This is a genomic window from Lysobacter brunescens (assembly GCF_042677005.1).
Lineage (GTDB): Bacteria > Pseudomonadota > Gammaproteobacteria > Xanthomonadales > Xanthomonadaceae > Lysobacter_I > Lysobacter_I brunescens.
Genome location: NZ_JBHTIF010000001.1, coordinates 953020 through 972212 on the forward strand (window position 1 = coordinate 953020; position 19193 = coordinate 972212).

The 19193-nt window shown below is 65.3% G+C and carries 18 protein-coding genes; 5 read left to right on the forward strand and 13 right to left on the reverse strand.

What is annotated here, in order from left to right; translation table 11 throughout:
• Nucleotides 1–16: 16 nt before the first annotated feature.
• Entirely contained in the window at nucleotides 17–1093 is a 1077-nt protein-coding gene (locus tag ACFQ0E_RS03990; RefSeq protein ID WP_386822396.1) for a hypothetical protein, read from the reverse strand.
• 38 nt (nucleotides 1094–1131) lie between these two features.
• Nucleotides 1132–1962: a dienelactone hydrolase family protein gene (locus ACFQ0E_RS03995; RefSeq protein ID WP_386822397.1), complete on the reverse strand. Its 831-nt coding sequence runs from the start codon at nucleotides 1960–1962 to the stop codon at nucleotides 1132–1134.
• Nucleotides 1963–2054: 92 nt separating this feature from the next.
• On the opposite strand from ACFQ0E_RS03995, the gene ACFQ0E_RS04000 reads away from it, so the two are divergent.
• Nucleotides 2055–3041, forward strand: coding sequence for a GlxA family transcriptional regulator (locus tag ACFQ0E_RS04000; protein WP_386822398.1), 987 nt, complete (start codon nucleotides 2055–2057; stop codon nucleotides 3039–3041).
• Between the two features lie 19 nt (nucleotides 3042–3060).
• Here ACFQ0E_RS04000 and ACFQ0E_RS04005 read toward each other — a convergent pair whose 3' ends face one another.
• Nucleotides 3061–4200, reverse strand: coding sequence for a PA0069 family radical SAM protein (locus ACFQ0E_RS04005; protein WP_386822399.1), 1140 nt, complete (start codon nucleotides 4198–4200; stop codon nucleotides 3061–3063).
• A 52-nt stretch (nucleotides 4201–4252) separates the two neighbouring features.
• Here ACFQ0E_RS04005 and cls point away from each other — a divergent pair, with 52 nt between their 5' ends.
• From cls to ACFQ0E_RS04020, 3 genes are all read left to right on the forward strand, one after another.
• On the forward strand, nucleotides 4253–5734 hold the full coding sequence (gene cls, locus ACFQ0E_RS04010; RefSeq protein WP_386822400.1) for a cardiolipin synthase: 1482 nt from the start codon (nucleotides 4253–4255) through the stop codon (nucleotides 5732–5734).
• A 137-nt stretch (nucleotides 5735–5871) separates the two neighbouring features.
• Complete coding sequence (locus ACFQ0E_RS04015; protein ID WP_386822401.1) at nucleotides 5872–6162, forward strand: hypothetical protein; 291 nt, start codon at nucleotides 5872–5874, stop codon at nucleotides 6160–6162.
• 12 nt (nucleotides 6163–6174) lie between these two features.
• Entirely contained in the window at nucleotides 6175–6924 is a 750-nt protein-coding gene (locus ACFQ0E_RS04020; RefSeq protein ID WP_386822402.1) for a pyridoxine 5'-phosphate synthase, read from the forward strand.
• An 87-nt stretch (nucleotides 6925–7011) separates the two neighbouring features.
• Here the strand turns inward: ACFQ0E_RS04020 and ACFQ0E_RS04025 are convergent, their stop codons facing one another.
• From ACFQ0E_RS04025 to dnaA, 10 genes are all read right to left on the reverse strand, one after another.
• The gene (locus tag ACFQ0E_RS04025; RefSeq protein ID WP_386822403.1) at nucleotides 7012–7413 is read right to left on the reverse strand and encodes an ExbD/TolR family protein; all 402 of its coding nucleotides are present in this window, start codon (nucleotides 7411–7413) and stop codon (nucleotides 7012–7014) included.
• A gap of 201 nt (nucleotides 7414–7614) precedes the next feature.
• Nucleotides 7615–8031: an ExbD/TolR family protein gene (locus ACFQ0E_RS04030; protein ID WP_137851601.1), complete on the reverse strand. Its 417-nt coding sequence runs from the start codon at nucleotides 8029–8031 to the stop codon at nucleotides 7615–7617.
• Between the two features lie 15 nt (nucleotides 8032–8046).
• Nucleotides 8047–8472 (reverse strand): ExbD/TolR family protein, encoded by a 426-nt coding sequence (locus tag ACFQ0E_RS04035; RefSeq protein WP_386822404.1) that lies wholly within the window; start codon nucleotides 8470–8472, stop codon nucleotides 8047–8049.
• Between the two features lie 42 nt (nucleotides 8473–8514).
• On the reverse strand, nucleotides 8515–9297 hold the full coding sequence (locus ACFQ0E_RS04040; RefSeq protein WP_137851599.1) for a MotA/TolQ/ExbB proton channel family protein: 783 nt from the start codon (nucleotides 9295–9297) through the stop codon (nucleotides 8515–8517).
• Nucleotides 9298–9407: 110 nt separating this feature from the next.
• Nucleotides 9408–10175, reverse strand: a complete 768-nt coding sequence (locus tag ACFQ0E_RS04045; protein ID WP_386822405.1) for an energy transducer TonB family protein — start codon at nucleotides 10173–10175, stop codon at nucleotides 9408–9410.
• Nucleotides 10176–10295: 120 nt separating this feature from the next.
• Complete coding sequence (locus ACFQ0E_RS04050) at nucleotides 10296–11510, reverse strand: tetratricopeptide repeat protein (RefSeq protein ID WP_386822406.1); 1215 nt, start codon at nucleotides 11508–11510, stop codon at nucleotides 10296–10298.
• 565 nt (nucleotides 11511–12075) lie between these two features.
• Nucleotides 12076–14532: a DNA topoisomerase (ATP-hydrolyzing) subunit B gene (gene gyrB, locus ACFQ0E_RS04055; RefSeq protein ID WP_386822407.1), complete on the reverse strand. Its 2457-nt coding sequence runs from the start codon at nucleotides 14530–14532 to the stop codon at nucleotides 12076–12078.
• A gap of 157 nt (nucleotides 14533–14689) precedes the next feature.
• Nucleotides 14690–15799: a DNA replication/repair protein RecF gene (gene recF / locus ACFQ0E_RS04060; RefSeq protein WP_386822408.1), complete on the reverse strand. Its 1110-nt coding sequence runs from the start codon at nucleotides 15797–15799 to the stop codon at nucleotides 14690–14692.
• A 117-nt stretch (nucleotides 15800–15916) separates the two neighbouring features.
• Complete coding sequence (dnaN, locus tag ACFQ0E_RS04065) at nucleotides 15917–17017, reverse strand: DNA polymerase III subunit beta (RefSeq protein ID WP_386822409.1); 1101 nt, start codon at nucleotides 17015–17017, stop codon at nucleotides 15917–15919.
• A 322-nt stretch (nucleotides 17018–17339) separates the two neighbouring features.
• Nucleotides 17340–18677 carry a chromosomal replication initiator protein DnaA gene (dnaA, locus tag ACFQ0E_RS04070; protein WP_386822410.1) on the reverse strand — a complete coding sequence of 446 codons (1338 nt, stop codon included), beginning with the start codon at nucleotides 18675–18677 and terminating at the stop codon, nucleotides 17340–17342.
• A gap of 343 nt (nucleotides 18678–19020) precedes the next feature.
• Here dnaA and rpmH point away from each other — a divergent pair, with 343 nt between their 5' ends.
• The gene (gene rpmH / locus ACFQ0E_RS04075; protein WP_137852594.1) at nucleotides 19021–19161 is read left to right on the forward strand and encodes a 50S ribosomal protein L34; all 141 of its coding nucleotides are present in this window, start codon (nucleotides 19021–19023) and stop codon (nucleotides 19159–19161) included.
• Nucleotides 19162–19193 lie beyond the last annotated feature (32 nt).

Consider the following 19193-nt stretch of genomic DNA (forward strand, 5'->3'; position numbering starts at 1 on the left):
CTATTTTTACGTTGGCCTAGGCTTTCTCGCCAACGCTTCTTATGACTTTCTTGTTGAAGACTGTTGCAAAAAGTGTTGTGTAAATTGCTTCCGCGTCGTCAAAGTCTCTCTTCTCAAGTTCGATCCATGGCTTTTCCACAGAAATTTTCCCCGGGTGTACGTAGTTTCTGATCTCACGAAGTCGCTGTGCTAACCCTGCCGGGTAGACCTCTAAATCTGCCGTCTTGATGACAGGAAGCCAACCTGCGTTAAGACATACATTTATCAAGGCATCGAGTGTCCATTTCTCAAAAACTTCTGGCTTTGATGGCCTTATTTGCCTTGGTAAATCTCTAGCTATTTTTATTGCTTTTGTTTTCGAGCGAAAACAGCGCAATAGAAGCAACCCTTCGAGAGCCGCTCCCAATAGCACAATGGCTGCAGTGTATGCGCCTGCAGCGGATGCAACTCTTGCTTCTGCCTCATAACGCTTCACAGTATCGGCAAGTGCCTCTTGTCTATCATTATTATGGAAAAAAGACCTTCTTCCTCTCTCCCTGAGTTTTTCATACTGTCCATTCCCCGCTTTGACGATCTCCGCAATCTCAGGCCCACCCAGAGCGCAAAGAGATTCATTAAAAAGCTTATCTTCAAGAGCATTCCACTGCTCGTTAAGTTCTTGATACTCAGAAGGCCCTTCACCAGCAGGCCAAAATTCATCATCCTTCAGTCCATATGACTTTTCGACATCACGAATTTTTTTAGATATCGACTCCAGTTCTTGGAAATCATTTCCCCCCCTCATGTTTTCGCGAAAAATTTCCACAGAGTGGGATACCAAGAAAACCAACTCTTGCAGTGAAATTTTTCTGGCGAAATACATGGCCCTTGAAAATTCCACAGTCGAATTTATGTAATTAACATCCCTCCACCGCATTGATCCGTTTTCATCTCTTGCAGTCTTCTGAGCAGCAATCATCTCGGGGAGCAGACTCGATGCAATCGCCTCCATCTCCAATTCTATTAGAGATTTTTCTAGAAATTTTCTTGGTGTCATCGCGCCTTTGCGTTTGAGCAACGGCTTCAACGAGATTTTTCTTGCCCACTTTTCCATGTCATATTCCCCGCCGCATTCTGCGATCTGGAGTATTTCTATACTGTTCTTACTGTCTCATACAATCGCATACTGAAGAATCTTAGAATCTCATCCCTCGCCTGCGCAGTCGGCTGCCCCGCTTCATCGATCAGGTGCACAGTGACCACGCTGTGCGGGCCACCGACCACGTCGCGGAAGAACGGCGGGAGGTTCTCGCGGTTGGCGGACTCATCGGGCAGCACGCGTTCGAGGAAGCGGTCGCCAAGCGCGCGGCGGTAGGCGTCGAAGCGTTCGGCGCGGCAGAAGCGGTCGCCGGCAAAACGGTAGGCGAGCACGGTGAGGTCCTCGCGTTCGAGACGCGCTCGCACCGCAGCGAGTTCTTCGGCCGGGCTTTCCAGCGCGGCGGGGTCGTCCAGCGGCAGCGTGGGCTGCGACAGCACCGGGGCGAGCATCGCGGGCTCCAGCATCATGCTCAGCGCGAAATTGCCGGTGAAGCACATGCCGATGGCGCCCACGCCCGGGCCGCCGCATTCGGCGTGGGCGTGGCGGGCCAGCGCGCGCAGCCACTGCGTGACCGGGCTGGCGCCCTGGCCGGCGAAGGCGCGGAACTCGGCGCTGACGCAGGCACGCTTGAAGACAGTCGTCCCTTCCTCGGCGTCGGGCACGGCACCATCGCGACCGAACAGCGAGGGCATCCACACCGTGAAGCCGGCGTCGCGCACCCAGCGCGCGAAGCGGGCCACGTGCGGGCTGATGCCGGGCATCTCGGTCATCACGATCACCGCCGGGCCGCTGCCGGCGACATGGACGCGCTTGCCGACGCCCTCCAGCACGAGGTCGCGGGGATCGAAGTCGGCGAGTGCATCGAAAGCGGGCAGAACGGTCATGGTGGTGGCTCGTCGGACGGGTGCGGACATTGCACCCGGGCCGCCGCTACACTCCCAGCGTCCGATTCGACATGTTCAAGGCGGTTTCGGCCATGCCCGATGCACTTCCCGAGCTGCAGCTCATCGTCCTGCCCGGCGCGCATGCGGCCGGAGTGGCGGTCAGCCTCGACATCCTGCGCGCGGCGGCGACGCTGGCGCCCGGCCTGACCCTGCCCGCACCCCGCTGGCGCGTGCTGTCGCCCGACGGTGGCGACATCGAGCTGGCGGGCGGCCTGCGCTGCCCGACCACGCCGATGGCCGAAGCCGACACCGAAGTCGGCATTCCGGTCGTCCCGGGCCTGGCGACCGAATCGCCGGACGCGCTCGAATGCCGCCTCGCCCAGCCCGATGCGCGGGCCGTCGGCGACGACCTGGCCCGCCGTCTCGCGCGCGGGCTGCCGGTCGCGGCGACCTGCAGCAGCGTCTTCCTGCTGCGCGACAGCGGCGCGCTGGCTGGGCGCTCCGTCACCACGACCTGGTGGCTGGCGCAGCACCTGCGCCGGACCGCGCCCGGCTGCCGCGTCGACGCGGACCGCATCGTCTGCGTGGATGGAGCCTTGGTCACCGCCGGTGCGGCGATGGCCCAGGTCGACCTGATGCTGCACCTGCTGCGCGGCCACGGCGCCGCACTCGCCGATGCCGTGGCCCGCGTCCTGCTGCTCGACGCGCGCACCGCGCAGTCGGCCTACACCCTGCCGGCGCTGCTCGCCAATGGCGATGCCCTCGTCCGCCGGCTGGTGCAGCGGATCGAGGAAACGCTGCCGCGACCGCCAGCGGTGTCCGCGCTGGCCGAGGCCTTCGCGATGTCGCCGCGCACTCTCTCGCGCCGCGTTCGCGATGCCACCGGGCAGGGGCCGTCGGCGCTCATCCAGGCCGTGCGTCTCTCGCGCGCACGGCGGTTGCTCGAAACCACGCGGATGTCGATCGACCAGGTCGCGGCGGCGGTCGGCTACGAGGACGCGACCGCGCTGCGCCGCCTGGTGCGCAGGCGCACCGGGGCCACGCCGACGCGGTTCCGTGCGCAGGCCGAGCCGCGTTGAACCGCTGCGGCGAAATCGTTCAGAACAGCTCGCCCTGCGGCGAACGCGGCCTCGGTGGATCCGGCGGCACGAACTGCGAGGTATCCAGCGGCGGCAGGCGGCCGAACCCGATCCGCTTGTACGCCTTGGCGAAGCGCATCGCGATCAGGTCCGCGAACGGGCCTTCGCCGCGCATGCGCGTGCCGTAGCGGCTGTCGTAGTCCTTGCCACCGCGCATCTGCTGCACCAGGCTCATCACGTGCGCGGCGCGATCGGGGTAATGCAGGGCCAGCCACTCACGCCATACCTCCTTCAGCTCATGCGGCAGGCGCAGCAGCACGTAGCCGGCACCGCGTGCGCCGTGTGCATAGGCGGCTTCGAGGATCTGTTCCAGCTCGCGATCGCTGATCATCGGGATCACCGGCGCGACCATCACGCCGACCGGCACGCCCGCGTCGTGCAAGGCCTGCAACGTCTTCAGCCGCGTGTGCGGCGCGGCAGCGCGGGGTTCGAGGATCGCGGACAGGCGGTTGTCGAGCGAGGTGATCGACACGTACACATGCACCAGGCCCTGTTTCGCCATCGGCGCCAGCAGGTCGAGGTCGCGACGGATCAGGCCGCTCTTGGTGATCAGGCCGACCGGATGCCGGCACTCGGCCAGCACTTCGAGCACCTGGCGGGTGATGCGGTGGCGCTTCTCGATCGGCTGGTAGGCATCGGTGTTGATGCCCAGCGAGATCGACGAACAGCGATAGCCGCGCTTGCCCAGCTCGGCGCGCAACAGTTGCGCCGCATTGGTCTTGGCGTACAGCTTGGTCTCGAAATCCAGGCCCGGCGACAGGTCGAGATAGGCATGCGACGGCCGCGCGAAGCAATAGACGCAACCGTGCTCGCAGCCGCGATACGGATTCACCGACTGGCTGAACGGAATGTCGGGCGACTGGTTGCGGCTGATGATGCTGCGCGCACGCTCCTCGGTGACCTGGGTCGGCAGCGGCGGTGGGCGCCAGTCGCTGCCAGCCTCGTCGCCCGCGTAGACCGAGCCCCAGCCGTCGTCCTCGGCCTCGGTCACCGTCTTCTCGAAACGCCCGCGCACGAACGAAGCCGCGCCGCGCCCCTTGATCGGACCCTCGCGCAGCAGGTCGTGCGTCGCCGCATCGGTTTTGCCGCCCATCGCCATCCGGGTAGGCTACGTCCTTCGGGTCGCAGCGGCTGCGACGGAGATCCTGACGATGTTCGGCATGCTCGATTGGTTCTGGGACTGGCTGCATGCGATCCCGGTCGTGGGGCCCTACATCGAACCAGTGCTGATCGGCGGCTGGCTGCTGCACCTGCTGCTGCTCGGCGGCTGGATCGTGCTGCAGAAACGCGAACCCGTGGCCACGCTCAGCTGGATCCTCGGCCTGGCCCTGCTGCCGTACGTCGGCATCCTGATCTACCACCTGTTCGGACCGCAGAAGATCCAGCGACAGCGACTGCGACGCGCCCACAGTCGCATCGCCGGCGACGCGCTCGCATCACCCGCCTTCGCGCCGGGCGAAGCGCCGGATGCGCTGGAACTGGCCCGGCTAGCGGAAGCCTCGACCGGGCTCGCACCGATGCGCGCCTCCGATGTGCGCCTGCTCGTCGATGGCGCAGCGAAGTACGACGCGCTCATCGCGGATCTCGCCCAGGCACGCGCGCACGTCCATCTGGAGTACTACATCTTCATGCCCGACCGCAGCGGCGCGGCATTGCGCGATGCGCTGGTCGAATGCGCGAAGCGCGGCGTGAAGGTACGACTGCTGCTGGATGCGATCGGCGCCGGCAAATGCAAGGCAGCGTTCTTCGCGCCGCTGGTTGCGGCGGGGGGCGAACTGGCCTGGTTCCATCCCACGCGTTTCTGGCGCTTCTGGTCGCGTCCCTGGCTCAACCTGCGCACGCATCGCAAGATCGTGGTGATCGATGGCCGCGTCGCGTTCACCGGCGGCATCAACATCACCGACGAACAGAACGAACGCCTGCGCGGGGACGCCTACCGCGACCTGCATCTGCGCATCGAAGGCGACGTGGTCCGCGCGCTGCAGCGGGTGTTCGTCGAGGACTGGATCTACGCCACCGGCGACCGCGATTTCCTCTCGCAACTCGCCCGGGACACACCGTCGCCTGCGACGGGCACGAAGCCCGGCACGATCTCCGCGCAGGTGCTGACCTCCGGGCCGGATTCATCGTGGGAAGCGATCCACCGCATGCATGTCGCACTGATCCACGCCGCGCGCAGCCGGGTCTGGCTGGTCACGCCCTACTTCGTGCCAGGCGAGGCGGCGATGATGGCGCTGACCTCCGCCGCGCTCGGCGGCCTGGACGTGCGCTTGCTGGTGCCACGGATGAGCGACTCGAAGCTCGTCACGCTCGCCGCACGTTCGTACTACGACGACCTGATCGATGCCGGCGTGAAGATCTACGAATACGGACCGCGCATGCTGCACACCAAGGCACTGCTGGTCGACGACACCACCTGCCTCGTCGGCAGCGCCAATTTCGACCACCGCAGCTTCCGCCTCAATTTCGAGGTCTCGATCCTCTTCCAGGACACCGACCTGGCCGTTCAGCTCGCCCGGCACGTCGAAGGCGAGTTCGCCTCCGCCCCGCGCGTCCGGCGCGATCGCAGGCGCCCCCTGTTCCGCAGCCGGCTGCCTGAAGCGCTCGCGCGGCTGATGTCGCCCCTGCTGTAGGCGCCATCCCGGCACCGACAGCCTCGCCGTTGGCGACGGACGGCAGGTCGCCACCGGCCGGCGGCCTGTCGTGACGGGCACCCGCCGGAGTAGACTGGCGCCCGCCCCTCTTCTGTCCCCCGGGAAGGACGCGCCTCATGCCCTGGCTTTTCTTCGCGATCGCCGCCGCCCTGCTCGCGGTGGCCCTGACCTCGACCTCCATGGCGATCATGGTGATCTGCATGCTGGTCTCGCTCGGCCTGACCGTCTTCGCGGTCATGATCCTCATCGCCGACCGTGTCGGCAGCGCCTCGCGCAGCGAGACCCTGCTGATCGATCCGCAGGAACTGCGCCGTTTGCGCGAGCTGGCCGAAGCGCGTCGCAACGGCGCGGCCGCCGAAGCTCCCGCGACGCCCGCGATCGTCCAGCCCGAACCGCCGCAGGCCTGAGGCAGCACCGGTTTGACTGTCCTCAGCGTCAACGTCAACAAGATCGCGGTATTGCGCAATTCCCGGGGGGGTCGCGATCCTGACGTGGTCACCGCTGCCCGCGCCTGCCTCGATGCCGGCGCTCACGGGATCACCGTGCATCCGCGTCCCGACGCACGACACATCCGCGCGGACGACGTCTACGCACTCGCCGAGCTGACCCGCGCCTACAGCGTCGAGTTCAACATCGAAGGCAATCCCTTCGCACCGCCGCGCGAGGGCTATCCCGGCTTCCATGCGCTCTGCGCCGAGACGCGGCCTGCGCAGGCGACTCTGGTGCCGGACGGTGACGGCCAGCTGACCTCGGACCATGGGTTCGATTTCGCCCGCGACCTCGATGGGCTTCGCGAGCACGTCGGCGCGCTCAAGGCGATCGGTTGCCGCGTCAGCGTGTTCGCCGATGCCGGTGCCGATATGGACGCGGCAGCGGCCAGCGGAGCCGACCGCATCGAGCTGTACACCGGCCCCTATGCCGAAGCGTTCGCTGCCGGGCATCCGCAGCGCTCGTTGCCCGCGTTCGACGACACCGCCCGCGCTGCTCAGGCGCGAGGCATGGGCGTCAACGCCGGCCACGATCTCAGCCAGGCCAACCTCGGCACCTTCATCGCCGGCGTGTCCGATGTGCTCGAAGTATCGATCGGTCACGCGCTCATCGGCGAAGCGCTGTACGACGGCCTCGCGTTCACCGTGAAACGCTATCTCTCGATCCTCGACGGTCGCTGAGCTGACGAACACCAGTCCATAAACGAACACGGGCGGCTCAAGGCCGCCCGTGTTGTTTCCGGTGGAGTGTGTCTGTTCGCCGTGGCTTCAACGCATGCGGATATTCGACATGCCCGCGTTCTGTGCAGTCGCGAGCACCTTGGCCACCACCTCGTAGTCGACGTCGTAACTCGCTTCCACGCTCAGGATGACTTTCTGCCCCGCGAGCCGTTCGCGTTCCGTGCGCAGCACCGAGGCCAGTTCGCTCATCGCGACAGGCGCACCGGACACGGTCACTTCGCCGACGGCGTCGATGCGCAACTCGATCGGCGGCGGCGGAAGCCTGTCGAGGATCGGCGCGACTTGGGGCAAGGTCAGGGGTATGTCCTTGGTCAGCACCGGCGCCGCGATCATGAAGATCACCAGCAACACCAGCATCACGTCGATCAGCGGGGTGATGTTGATTTCGGCCAGGGTCCGGTCATGCGTCCGGGATTGTGCGAAAGCCATGGCGTCGCTCCTCTGCTTGGGGTGACGCTTCCAACGTTACGCCCGCTGGAACGGGGTCGACAAGCGTTTGCACGCGGAAAACCCTGTGTTCGACCATAAAAAACGCCGCCCCGGAGGGCGGCGTCGAATTGGTTCAAGTCGTTCTGGGCGGGCGGCAGGCTGCAGGTCCAGCGCCGGCCTTTTCTTGCGATTGTTTCAGGATCAGGGTTTCTTGACGAAACCGATCTTCTTCATCTGCGCGTCCTTGGCCTGGGCCAGGACCTTCGCAAGCGTTTCGTACTGCGCTTCCTCGTTGACATCGATCTCGAGGGTCGGCTGGTTGGTCGGATCACGCTCGACCTCGGCCTGCATCATGTTGAGCAATGCGGACACCGGGGTCGGGCTGTCGTTCCAGTAGACCGTACCGGCCTGGTCGATGCGCAGCTTGACCGGCGGCGGCGGTTCCTTCGGGTTCTCCGGAGGATTGCTCGTGCGCTGGGGCAGGTCGATGTCGATCGGATAGGACAGGATCGGCGCGGTCACCATGAAGATGATCAGCAGCACCAACATCACGTCCACGAGGGGCGTGACGTTGATGTCGGCCATCGGGCCGCCGCCGGAGTTGGATGCGAATGCCATGCGTCTGTCTCCGAATCAGTTGCGTTCGCGGGTGGCGACGAAGCCGACCTGACGCATGCCCTGGGCCTGGGCGATGTTGACCACGTCGTTGATGAAGCGATAACGAACGGTCTTGTCGCCACGGATGTTGACCGAGGGCTGCGGCACTTTCTGCGCTTCGACGGACAGTCGGCTTTCCAGCAGCTCGCGGGTCACCGGCTCGTCATTGAAGAAGTAACGACCTTCCTCGGTAACGGCGATGGTGATCGGCGGCGTCGGTGGCGTGTTTTCCGTGTCGCGCGTCTCGTAGTTCGCCTGTGGCAGCTCGACCTTCGTCTTGTGCGACATCAGCGGTGCCGTGATCATGAAGATGATGAGCAGCACCAACATCACGTCCACGAGGGGCGTGACGTTGATTTCGGACATCGGCGTGCCGCTGTCGTTGCCGTTACTGAAGGCCATGACTGTGCTCCGTCAGGTGGTTCGATCGTCGCTACGTACGGATCAGCGCTTGTTGGCCGCTTCGCCGACGCGCGAGCCGGTGGCGAAGAAGTCGTGCAGGTCGTGCGCGAACGTGTCGAACTGGCTGTTGGTGATGCGGTTGGCGCGCATGAAGAAGTTGTACGCGAGCACCGCCGGGATGGCGACGAACAGACCGACGGCGGTCATGATCAGCGCTTCACCTACCGGGCCGGCGACGGCGTCGATGGAGGCCTGGCCGGTCGCACCGATCTTGATCAGCGCGCCGTAGATGCCCCACACGGTACCGAGCAGACCGATGAACGGCGCGGTCGAACCGACGGTGGCGAGCACGGTCATGCCGCTCTCGAGGTTCATGGATTCGCGGGTGACGGCCTGACGCAGGGCGCGATCGACGAACTCCGAGCGGTTCAGCGACTCGACCAGGCGCGAGCCTTCGTGGCGCTGATGGTGCGCGGCGGCCTGGGCGGCGTCGAGGGCGATCTTCGAGAAGGGCTCGCTCTTGGGCTGCTCTTCCATGAAGCGGATGGCGTCCTGGGCATTCGGGGTTTCCCAGAACGTGCTGGTGACCGAGTCGCCGCGGCGACGCAGGGCGCTGTTCTTGATGAAGTTGACCACGATCCAGTACCAGGACATGGCCGACTGGATGATGAGGGTCAGGGCCACGGCGATCTGCACCGGATACTCGCCGGGCTTCGTCGTGAATTCGGTGATCAGATGGTCGACGCCCATCTGCTTCAGCGCGGAGGCAGCATTACCGCCCCCGGCGGCGCCGGCGGATGCGATGGTGAGGATTTCCTGCAGCATGACGCTTACCTTTTCTTGTGTAGTGGAAAGGAACGGGGTTGGATCTGTGTGGAGCGGATCTGTTTGAAGCTGATCAGGTCTGGCGATGCCCTGACTGGACGGGGTTCCGATCAGTCGAGGTCGAACGAGAACGGCAGGCGGCCCGAACCGGCAGCGCCCGGACACAACTTGGCGCGCCGTGCCCAGGTCACCGCTGCGCGATCGAGATCGCGGTTGCGGCTGCTCTTGGAGACGGAAACGTCGGTGATGGTGCCGTCGGCCTGGTAGACGATCGTCAGGGTCAGGTCAGCGGCGGAGCCGGCACGCGAGACAGCCTGCTGCAGCGGGGCCATCGAAGGCCGGACGCAGAGCGAAGCGCGCAGGTCGTTGTCGTTGTCGTTGCGGGACGGCGCGGTCGGCGCCGGGGGCGACGGCGGAGCCGGCGGGGCCGGCGGCGGAGCCGGGGTGTCGACTTCCGACGCTTCCTCGAACACCACCGGCGGTTCATCCGGCGGCGGCTGCACGACGGGCCGCGGGGTTTCCTGCGGGGTCAGCTTGATTTCCTTCGGCGGCTCTTCCGGCGGCGGCGGCGGGGGCGGCGGCGGCGGGGGCGGCTCGATGATGACGACGCTGGTGTTCTGCTCTTCTTCCTGCTCGGCGCCCGGAGGGGTGACCGGCACGAGCAACAGCATGAGTGCCGCGATGTGCAGTGCGATGGCGAAGCTGATAGCGGCGACCCGTGGCCAGTGCAGGCCGGATTCGTCGCGGTCACGCTTGTCGGAGGTCGGCAAGTCTTGGGTCATGCGCAGCAGGCTCGATTTAGCGGACTCGTGGTACCTGTCCGGATCCGCGCCCGTGTCCTCTGCCAGAACACGAACCCGCCCCCTGAACCACAGCACCCCGGAATGGTCGAACCGCGACTGGTTTCAAACATCGGCCCCGGTCGCGGGAATCTGTAAGCTTATACAATCGGGCCGGGAGTTACCAACACCCCCGGACCCCTGAAACCGCCCGTCTTCTCACTTTCCGCCGGGCAGGGCCAGGATCGCGTTGGCATCCTTTGGCTTCTTCACACCCTTGGCCAGCGCCTCCTTGGCGGCGGCCTTCGCTTCGGCGATCCGCGACTCGTTGCGGAGCACGCGGGCAAGGTTCAGCGCGGCCTCTCCGTCGGTCGAGACCTTCATCGCACGGGTATAGAAATCGATCGCCTCGGGAATCTTGTTGGCGTCGATGTAGTAATGCTGGGCGAGGATCGAGTAGTCGTTGGCGAGCTGCTGCGTGGGCTTGATCGCGCCCTTGTTCACGCCTTCTTCCAGCACCTGGCGCGCCTCGGCGTACTTGTTCGCGTTGATATAGCCGACGAACAGGGTGCGGTACTCCGTACCCTCGGTCAGCAGGCCCTTCTTGCGGGCGTCCTCGAGCAGGCCGTTGGCCTTGTCGAAGTTGTCGGCCTGCTGGTACAGCGCGACCGCATTCATCAGGGTCGCGCGGTCGCCGGGCTTCGAGGCCAGGACCTTCTCGAACAGCGCGGCGCCTTCGGCCGGACGGTCGAGGTTGCCGAGGATGATCGCCTTGAGCGCCAGCGGATCGGTCTTGTCGGTCTTGGTTTCGGCAAGGAAGCGGTCCACCACCGTCAGCGCTTCGGCCGACTGGTCCAGCTGGTTGAGCTGGATGGCGAGGTTGTACATCGCCTGGTAATGGCCGTTGTTGTCGAGGCCGTTCGCGTCCACCGCCTTGCGGAAATAGGCGGCGCTCTTCTGCTGGTCGCCGGCATTGTTCGCGGCGACCGCGGCGAGCTGGTAGAGATAGGCCTGCAGGTAGGCGTTGGTCGAGCCCGAAGCGGCGAAGGCGTCGACCTTGGCGAACACGGCGTCGTATTTGTTGGCTTCGTAATCGGCCTGCACTTCCTTGGCGGTCTTGCTTTCCTTGGCATTCACCTTCTGCGACGGCGCGACGCGGGTGGCCAGCGGATACAGCGGCGCAGCGGCGCCTTTCTGCTCGCTGCTGCCGGCCTGCTCGGCACCGGCTTCCTGGTTCGCGCGGGCGCGGCGCTCCTTGGCTGCGCGGATGCGGGCGGTGACGGGATTGCCCATGTCGCGCGACTTGTCTTCCATCTCCTCATCGCCCGTGGACTGCGCGGAGGCAGTGGCCGGAGTGCCGAGGCTGCCGACCATCAACGCGGCGGCAATGGCCAGCGCGGAGGTCTTGAAGAGGAGACGGGAAGGAGCGGTCATGGGTGTTCTCTGTTCCGGTGGACTCTGGTGCGACGACCTGCGGGGCGTCGCTGTGGATGCGGGGTCACCGCAATGTGTTTCGTACTTCGATGGCAAGGGCGGACGGGTCAGGCGGTGCAGTGATCGAACCACATCCTTCGCTGCTGCCCGCGCGTCAACGCGCGGCATCGCACATCGGGGTCGGGGTGTTCCCGGGCGCAGGTCATGACCGCCGCGAACGCGCGCAGGAAAGGCGTCGTGTTGCTGGAGGACATGCGGTACGGCTCGGCGCGGTGGGGGGACATGTTGTAGTCGGTCGGGCATTAAAGTTTCGTCAAGACCATGACCTTCTTCGCTTGACGGCGGTCGATTATGCGCAGCCCGCCACACTCGGGAAAGGGATCTCGACGTTTTTTGCGACTCCCGGCGTCGTTCCGTGATGCGCCTCGGGAAACCGCGTCCTGCATGTCCGGTTCCCGTCGGAATTCACGAACTTGCAGGATTTCTCGACATTCGCATCCGTATGGAAAAGCCCTGCGCGCAGTCGCGCATGCACAGGGCTTCCAGGCGGGCCTCGCCGCCTCGATCACACGTCGAGGTTGGCGACCTTCAGAGCGTTGTCTTCGATGAATTCGCGGCGCGGTTCCACCACGTCGCCCATCAGCGTGGAGAAGATCTGGTCGGCAGCCACCGCGTCCTCGATGCGCACCTGCAGCAGGCGGCGCGTATCGGGGTTCACGGTGGTTTCCCACAGCTGTTCCGGGTTCATTTCGCCGAGGCCCTTGAAGCGCTGGATCTGGCGGCCCTTCTTCGCTTCCTCCAGCAGCCATTCGTGCGCCTGGGCGAAGCTGGACACCGGCTCCTCGCGGTTGCCGCGCACGATCTTCGCGCCATCGCGCAGCAGGCCGTGCAGCAGCGCGGCGGCATCGCGCAGCGGACGCAATTCGCCGTGTTCGAAGCTGGACAGACCGAGCACCTGCACCTGTGATTCGCCCATGTGCGTGCGCGTGACGAGCAAGGCGGCCGCCTGCTGTTCGCCGCCAGCCTGCACGGAGACGCGGAAGCGCGGGCGGCCGAGGCCGGTGCGGTTGAGCCGCGCTTCGAGCGCGTCGAGTTCGCTGCGATCGTCGACGAGACGCACGAGCGCGGTAGCGTCCAGCGGCGTGAAATCGATCAGCGCTTCGAGCAGCGAGGCATCGTAGCGATAGGCGTTGCGCGCGATGGCGTCGCGCGCACCTGCGTAGGCCAGCAGCAGGCGTTCCAGGTTCGCGCCCTCGATCGCGGGTTCGCCGTCGGCGGGCACCAGGGACGCGTTTTCCACGGCGTTGTTCGCCAGGTACTGGTCCAGCGCCGCGTCGTCCTTGAGGTACAGCTCGTTCCTGCCCTGCTTGATCTTGTACAGCGGCGGCAGGCCGATGTAGATGTGGCCGCGCTCGATCAGCTCGGGCATCTGCCGGTAGAAGAACGTCAGCAGCAGCGTGCGGATGTGCGAGCCGTCGACGTCGGCGTCGGTCATGATGATGATGCGGTGGTAGCGCAGCTTGTCCGGGTTGTATTCGTCCTTGCCGATGCCGGTGCCGAGCGCGGTGATCAGCGTGCCGACTTCCGCGGACGACAGCATGCGGTCGAAGCGCGCACGCTCCACGTTGAGGATCTTGCCGCGCAGCGGCAGCACCGCCTGGTTGCGGCGATTGCGGCCCTGCTTCGCGGAGCCACCCGCCGAGTCGCCCTCGACGATGAACAGTTCGGACAGCGCCGGATCCTTTTCCTGGCAGTCAGCGAGCTTGCCGGGCAGGCCGGCGATGTCGAGCGCGCCCTTGCGGCGGGTCAGCTCGCGCGCCTTGCGCGCGGCCTCGCGCGCACGGGCGGCGTCGACCACCTTTTCGCAGATCGCGCGGGCTTCGGCGGGGTGTTCCTGGAGGAACTCCTCCAAACGTGCACCGAACGTGCTTTCAACGACCGGCTTCACCTCCGAACTGACCAGTTTTTCCTTGGTCTGCGAGGAAAAGCTGGGGTCCGGCACCTTCACCGACAGCACCGCGATCAGACCTTCGCGCATGTCGTCGCCGGAGAAGGCGATCTTGGCCTGCTTGCCGATGCCGCTCTGCTCGATGTAGTTGCTCAGCGTGCGGGTCAGCGCAGCACGGAAGCCGGCGAGGTGCGTGCCGCCGTCCTTCTGCGGGATGTTGTTGGTGAAGCAGAACATCGTTTCCTGGTAGGCGTCGGTCCACTGCAGGGCGACGTCGACGGTGATGCCGTTCTGCTCGCCGCTCACCGAAATCACGTTCTGGTGCAACGGGGTCTTGAGCTGGGCCAGGTGCTCGACGAAGGAGCGGATGCCGCCCTCGTACTGGAAGACGTCCTTGCGGGTCTCGCCGCGCTCGTCGGGGCGCAGGTCCTGCAGGGTGATCTTCACGCCCGAATTAAGGAAGGACAGTTCGCGCAGGCGCTTGGCGAGGATGTCGTAGTGGAACACCACGTCGGTGAAGATCTCCACCGACGGCAGGAAGCGCAGGCTGGTGCCGCGCTTGGTCGAGGGTTCCAGCTGCTTCAGCGGGTACTGCGGCTCGCCGAGCGCGTATTCCTGCGCGTAGTGGTGGCCGTCGCGCCAGATCTCCAGCCAGAGCTTCTCGGACAGCGCATTCACCACCGAGACGCCCACGCCGTGCAGGCCGCCGGAGACCTTGTAGCTGTTGTCGTCGAACTTGCCGCCAGCGTGGAGCACGGTGAGGATCACTTCGGCAGCGGAGACGCCCTCCTCCTTGTGGATGTCGACCGGGATGCCGCGACCGTTGTCCGACACCGAGCAGGAGCCGTCCTCGTGGAGGGTGACGATGATGTCGTCCGCGTGACCGGCCAGGGCCTCGTCCACCGAGTTGTCGACCACCTCGAACACCATGTGGTGCAGGCCGGTGCCGTCGTGGACGTCGCCGATGTACATGCCGGGACGCTTGCGGACGGCCTCGAGACCGCGCAGGACGGTGATCTTGCTGGAATCGTAGGTGTTGTTGGCACCGGAGGACGGCTGGGTTTCGTCGGTCATTCGCTTCGTTCTGGTGCTGGTGCGATCGTGCCGGACCCGCTTGCGCATGGCGCAGGCGGCAGCGGGGTCGCGTTGGGAATTCGATCGAAAAGTATAACAGTGCGCCCCTGCCCGCGCCGGAGCGCCGGGTTGGTCGAAATGTTTGGCAGTTCAGCGCTCAGGCGACGTCCCGGGGCAACACGACACCACGTTCCACGTGGAACACGCGCGGGCGGATATCGAGACCTTGCAATGCCGATGGCGCCTCGGTGCCGGTGATGAACACCTGCGCCCCCGAAGACACCAATCGCTGCAGGACCCTGCACTGATGGTTGCGATCCAGCTCCGAGGCAAGATCGTCCAGGGCCACGACCGGCCATTCACCGGCGGTATGCGCATGGTGCGCGGCCTGGGCGAGCAGGATCGACAGCGCGGTGAGCTTGGCCTGCCCGCGCGACAGGGCTTCACGCCCGGGTAACGCCGGGTAATCGATGCGCCAGTCGGCACGGTGCGGGCCCACCGAGGTGTAGCCATAGGTCAGGTCGCGATCGCGCGCGACCAGCAGGGCATCGGCAAGCGGCAGCTGGTCGCGGGACCAGCCAGGCTGGAAACCGAGGACCGGTCGGCCCAGCGACGGGATCAATTCGTCGGCGACCGCCTGCAGCTCGGGTTCCAGCTGCTCGACATAGCGCTGGCGATAGCGGGTCAGCGGCTCGCCTGCCTCAGCAAGCTCATGGTCCCAGGCATCCAGCTGGCCATCCCGGATCCTGGCTTTGAGCAACTGGTTGCGTTGTTTCAGGGCACGGGCATAGCGGCGCCACAGGCGCAGAAACTCATGCCCGCCTTCCGCTTGTTCCACGTGGAACAACCCCCAGTCGATCAAACGACGCCGGGGTTCGCCACCGCCGGTCACGAGGGCATGGCTCCCGGGTTCGAAGGTCACGACGGCTAGGGCGGCACAGAGTTCGCCGAGCTGGGTGACGGATTCGCCGTCGAGCCTGCCCTCCCAGCGCTGGCCCAGATGACGCAGGCCGGCCTTGCGGAGGCGTAGCGGCGACTGTTCCTGCCATTCGGCGAAGACTTCGACGGCTTCGTCACCGGTCCGGATCAGCCCGTCGCGCACGCGCCCCCGGAAACTGCGGCCATAGGCGAGGAGGTGCAGGGCTTCGAGCAGGCTGGTCTTGCCCGCACCATTGTCCCCGGTGATGAGGTTGATCCCGGGCGCCGGCAGCAGCTCGGCAACCTGGACACGCCGGACCGATCCCACACGCAGGCGCGTCACATGCATGACGGCTCTCCTGCGAACGGGACCGAGCTGACAATCCTGCTCAAATGAAATCGCCCGGGAATCCCCGGGCGACCCATTGAAACGCTGATGTGTTCCACGTGGAACAAGCCAGACAGGTCAGAGACGGAGGGGCATGACCACGTGCCTGCACTTGTCGCTGCTGGACTCCCGGACCAGGGCGGAAGAGTTGGCATCGCGCAGCTGCAGGATGATCTGCTCCTCGCGCAGGGCCGACAGGGCATCGAGCAGGTAGTTCACGTTGAAGCCAATGACCAAGCTGTCGACCTTGGTGTCCGCTTCGACTTCTTCCTGTGCTTCTTCCTGTTCCGGGTTGTGTGCGTTGATCTTGATCTGGCCTGGCGACACTTCGATGCGAACGCCGCGGTACTTCTCGTTCGAGAGGATCGCCGCGCGCTGCAGCGAAGCGCGGAGGGCTTCGCGGTCGATCCGCACTTCGCGATCGGCGCCGATCGGAATCACTGCTTCGTAATCCGGGAAACGGCCGTCGATCAGCTTGCTGGTGAAGGTCACGTCGTCGCGCTTCACGCGGATATGGCTGCGTCCCATCTCCAGTTCGAGCTCGCGGTCGCCGCCTTCGAGCAGCCGCTGCAGTTCGAGCACACCCTTGCGCGGCACGATGATCTGGCGCTTGGTCTGCACGGCTTCTTCGAGCACCGCTTCGCAGAGCGCAAGACGATGGCCGTCGGTGGCCACACAGCGCAGCGCCTTGTCGCGCAGATCGAACAGCAGGCCGTTGAGGTAGTAGCGCACGTCCTGCTGGGCCATCGCGAACGCGGTGCGTTCGATCAGCTCCTTCAGCCCGGCTTCGGCGACTTTCACGCGCTCGGTCGCATCGACTTCATCGAGGGCGGGGAAATCATTCGCCGGGAGGCTAGCCAGCGTGAAACGGCTGCGACCTGCCTGGACCGTGATCTTGTCGCCGGACTGGCTGATCGTGACTCGGCTGCCGTCGGGCAGCGCACGCACGATCTCGAACAGCTTGCGCGCGGGGATCGTGGTTTCGCCGGGTTCGGCGTCCTCGACCCTGGTGCGCGCGACCATCTCGACTTCGAGATCGGTTCCGGTCAGGGACAGCAGATCGCCATCGACCCGGGCCAGCAGGTTGGCCAGCACCGGAAGCGTCTGTCGGCGTTCGACGACATTCACCACCTGCGCCAGCGGCTTCAGGAGCACTTCGCGTTGAAGACTGAAACGCATCGGATTGGGTTCCCCTCGTGAGTCGGCGGCCTTGCGCCGCTTCATGCTTCTAAAAGATGGAAAATCTTAAAAGATGGTGGTGATGGTAGCGCGAAAAACGGTGGGAAACGCATTCAAGTCGCTGTTTTCGCACGTTTTTCGATGCATCCGAACGTCTGTATAACCTGGGTCGCGTCGTGGGGATGGTCTGTGGATAAGCGGGCGCCGCTCCGGCGGCCTCGTTTTTATCCACAACTTGTCTCCATCCCTTGCGCAACTTACGAAATGCGGGTGTGGATATCCACACTTTTCGCCTGTCGCGACAACACCTTGGACGCTGTCTTCACTCGCTGAGCTTGCGGATCAGCTTGTCCCAGTCCTCGCGCAGCTTGCCGTCGCTCTCGGTGAGCGTGCGGATCTGCCGGCAGGCGTGCAGCACGGTGGTGTGGTCACGACCGGCGAAGGCGTCGCCGATCTCGGGCAGGCTGTGTTCGGTCAGCTCCTTGGCCAGGGCCATCGCGACCTGGCGCGGGCGCGCCAGCGATCGCGTGCGGCGCTTGGAGAGCAGGTCCTTGATCTGCAGGCCGTAGTAGTCGGCCACGGCCTTCTGGATGTTGGCGATGCCGATCGCCTGCTGCTGGGCGCGCAGCAGGTCGCGCAGGGTTTCCTGGGCGAACTCGGGCGTGATCGCCTTGCCGGTGAAGTTAGCGCGCGCCGCCAGCGTGTTGAGCGCGCCTTCGAGGTCGCGCACGTTGCTGCGCATCTTCTTGGCGAGCAGGTAGGCGACATCCTCGGGCAGTACGACGCCGCGTTCGCGCGCCTTGCTGAGCACGATCTGGGCGCGGGTCTCGAAGTCCGGCGGCTCGATCGCCACCGACAGGCCCCAGGCAAGCCGCGATTTCAGGCGTGGCTCCAGGCCCTCCACCTCTCGCGGATAGCGGTCGCAGGTGAGGATGATCTGCTGGCGGCTGTCGAACAGCGCGTTGAAGGTGTGGAAGAACTCTTCCTGGGTGCGGTCCTTGCCGGCGAAGAACTGGATGTCGTCGATCAGCAGCGCGTCCACCTGGTGGAACTGGCGTTTGAACGCGTCCATGGTCTTGTCCTGCAGCGCCTTCATCATCGCGCTGAAGAACTGCTCGCTGCGCAGGTACATCACGCGCATGCCGGGGTTCTGCCGGCGCATCTCGTTGCCGGCGGCGAACATCAGGTGGGTCTTGCCCAGGCCGGTGCCCCCGTACAGCAGCAAGGGGTTGTGGGCGCGGTCGCCCGGCTTCTGCGCGGCCTGCCAGGCGGCGGCGCGGCCGAGCTGGTTGCTGCGGCCCTCGACGAAGTTGTCGAAGGTGTAGTGGTTGTCGAGATTGCCGGCGAACGACGCGCCGGATTCGCCGGACTGCACGCGCTGCGCGGCATGCAGCTGGGTGGGCGTGGGCGGTGCGGGCGCCTGGCGCGGCGCCGAGCCGACTTCCAGCGTCACCGTGGCGCTGCCCGCGAAGTAATCCATCAGCTCGCTGATGCGCGGCAGGTAGCGTTCCTGCACGGCGTCGCGGACGAAGGCGTTCGGTGCGTAGAGCACCATCCCGTCGTCGCGCTGGCGCGCCTGCAGGGGTTTCAACCAGGTCTGGACTTCCTCGAGCGGCAGTTCGGCTTCGAGACGTTCGAGACAGCGGGGCCAGGCATCCATCAGTGATTCGCGGGTCGCAGCTAGGTGTGAGGCGATCGGCCGGAGCCAATCGCGGGAACGGGTCGTCCGTGCCCGGAACGCGCGATGTCCGCGTTCGCGTGGCCTCGGGGCCGTCGTCGCGACGCGGCACCCGTGCGCAGGGCTGTGGGTAACCGGTGGGTAAGTCGGCCAGACTACCATCCCGAGGGGGCCTGCCGCATCACCATCTCACCCGCTGCGACGCGGCCATTTGACCCGGCCGCCCCCGGACCCCATAATTACCGGTTCTTGCGGCCCAGGCTGCGCGTGCTGCGCGCCCACCGGGCTACCACCTCACCTTTTTCAAGCACTTTCGAGCCCGATCATGGCCACCAAGCGCACCTACCAACCCAGCAACCTCAAGCGCAAGCGCGATCACGGCTTCCGTGCCCGCATGAAGACCGCCGATGGCCGCAAGGTCCTGTCCCGTCGTCGCGCGAAGGGCCGCAAGCGCCTCTGCGCCTGATCGTCGATCTGCCGCATCCGGTCCGCTGACCG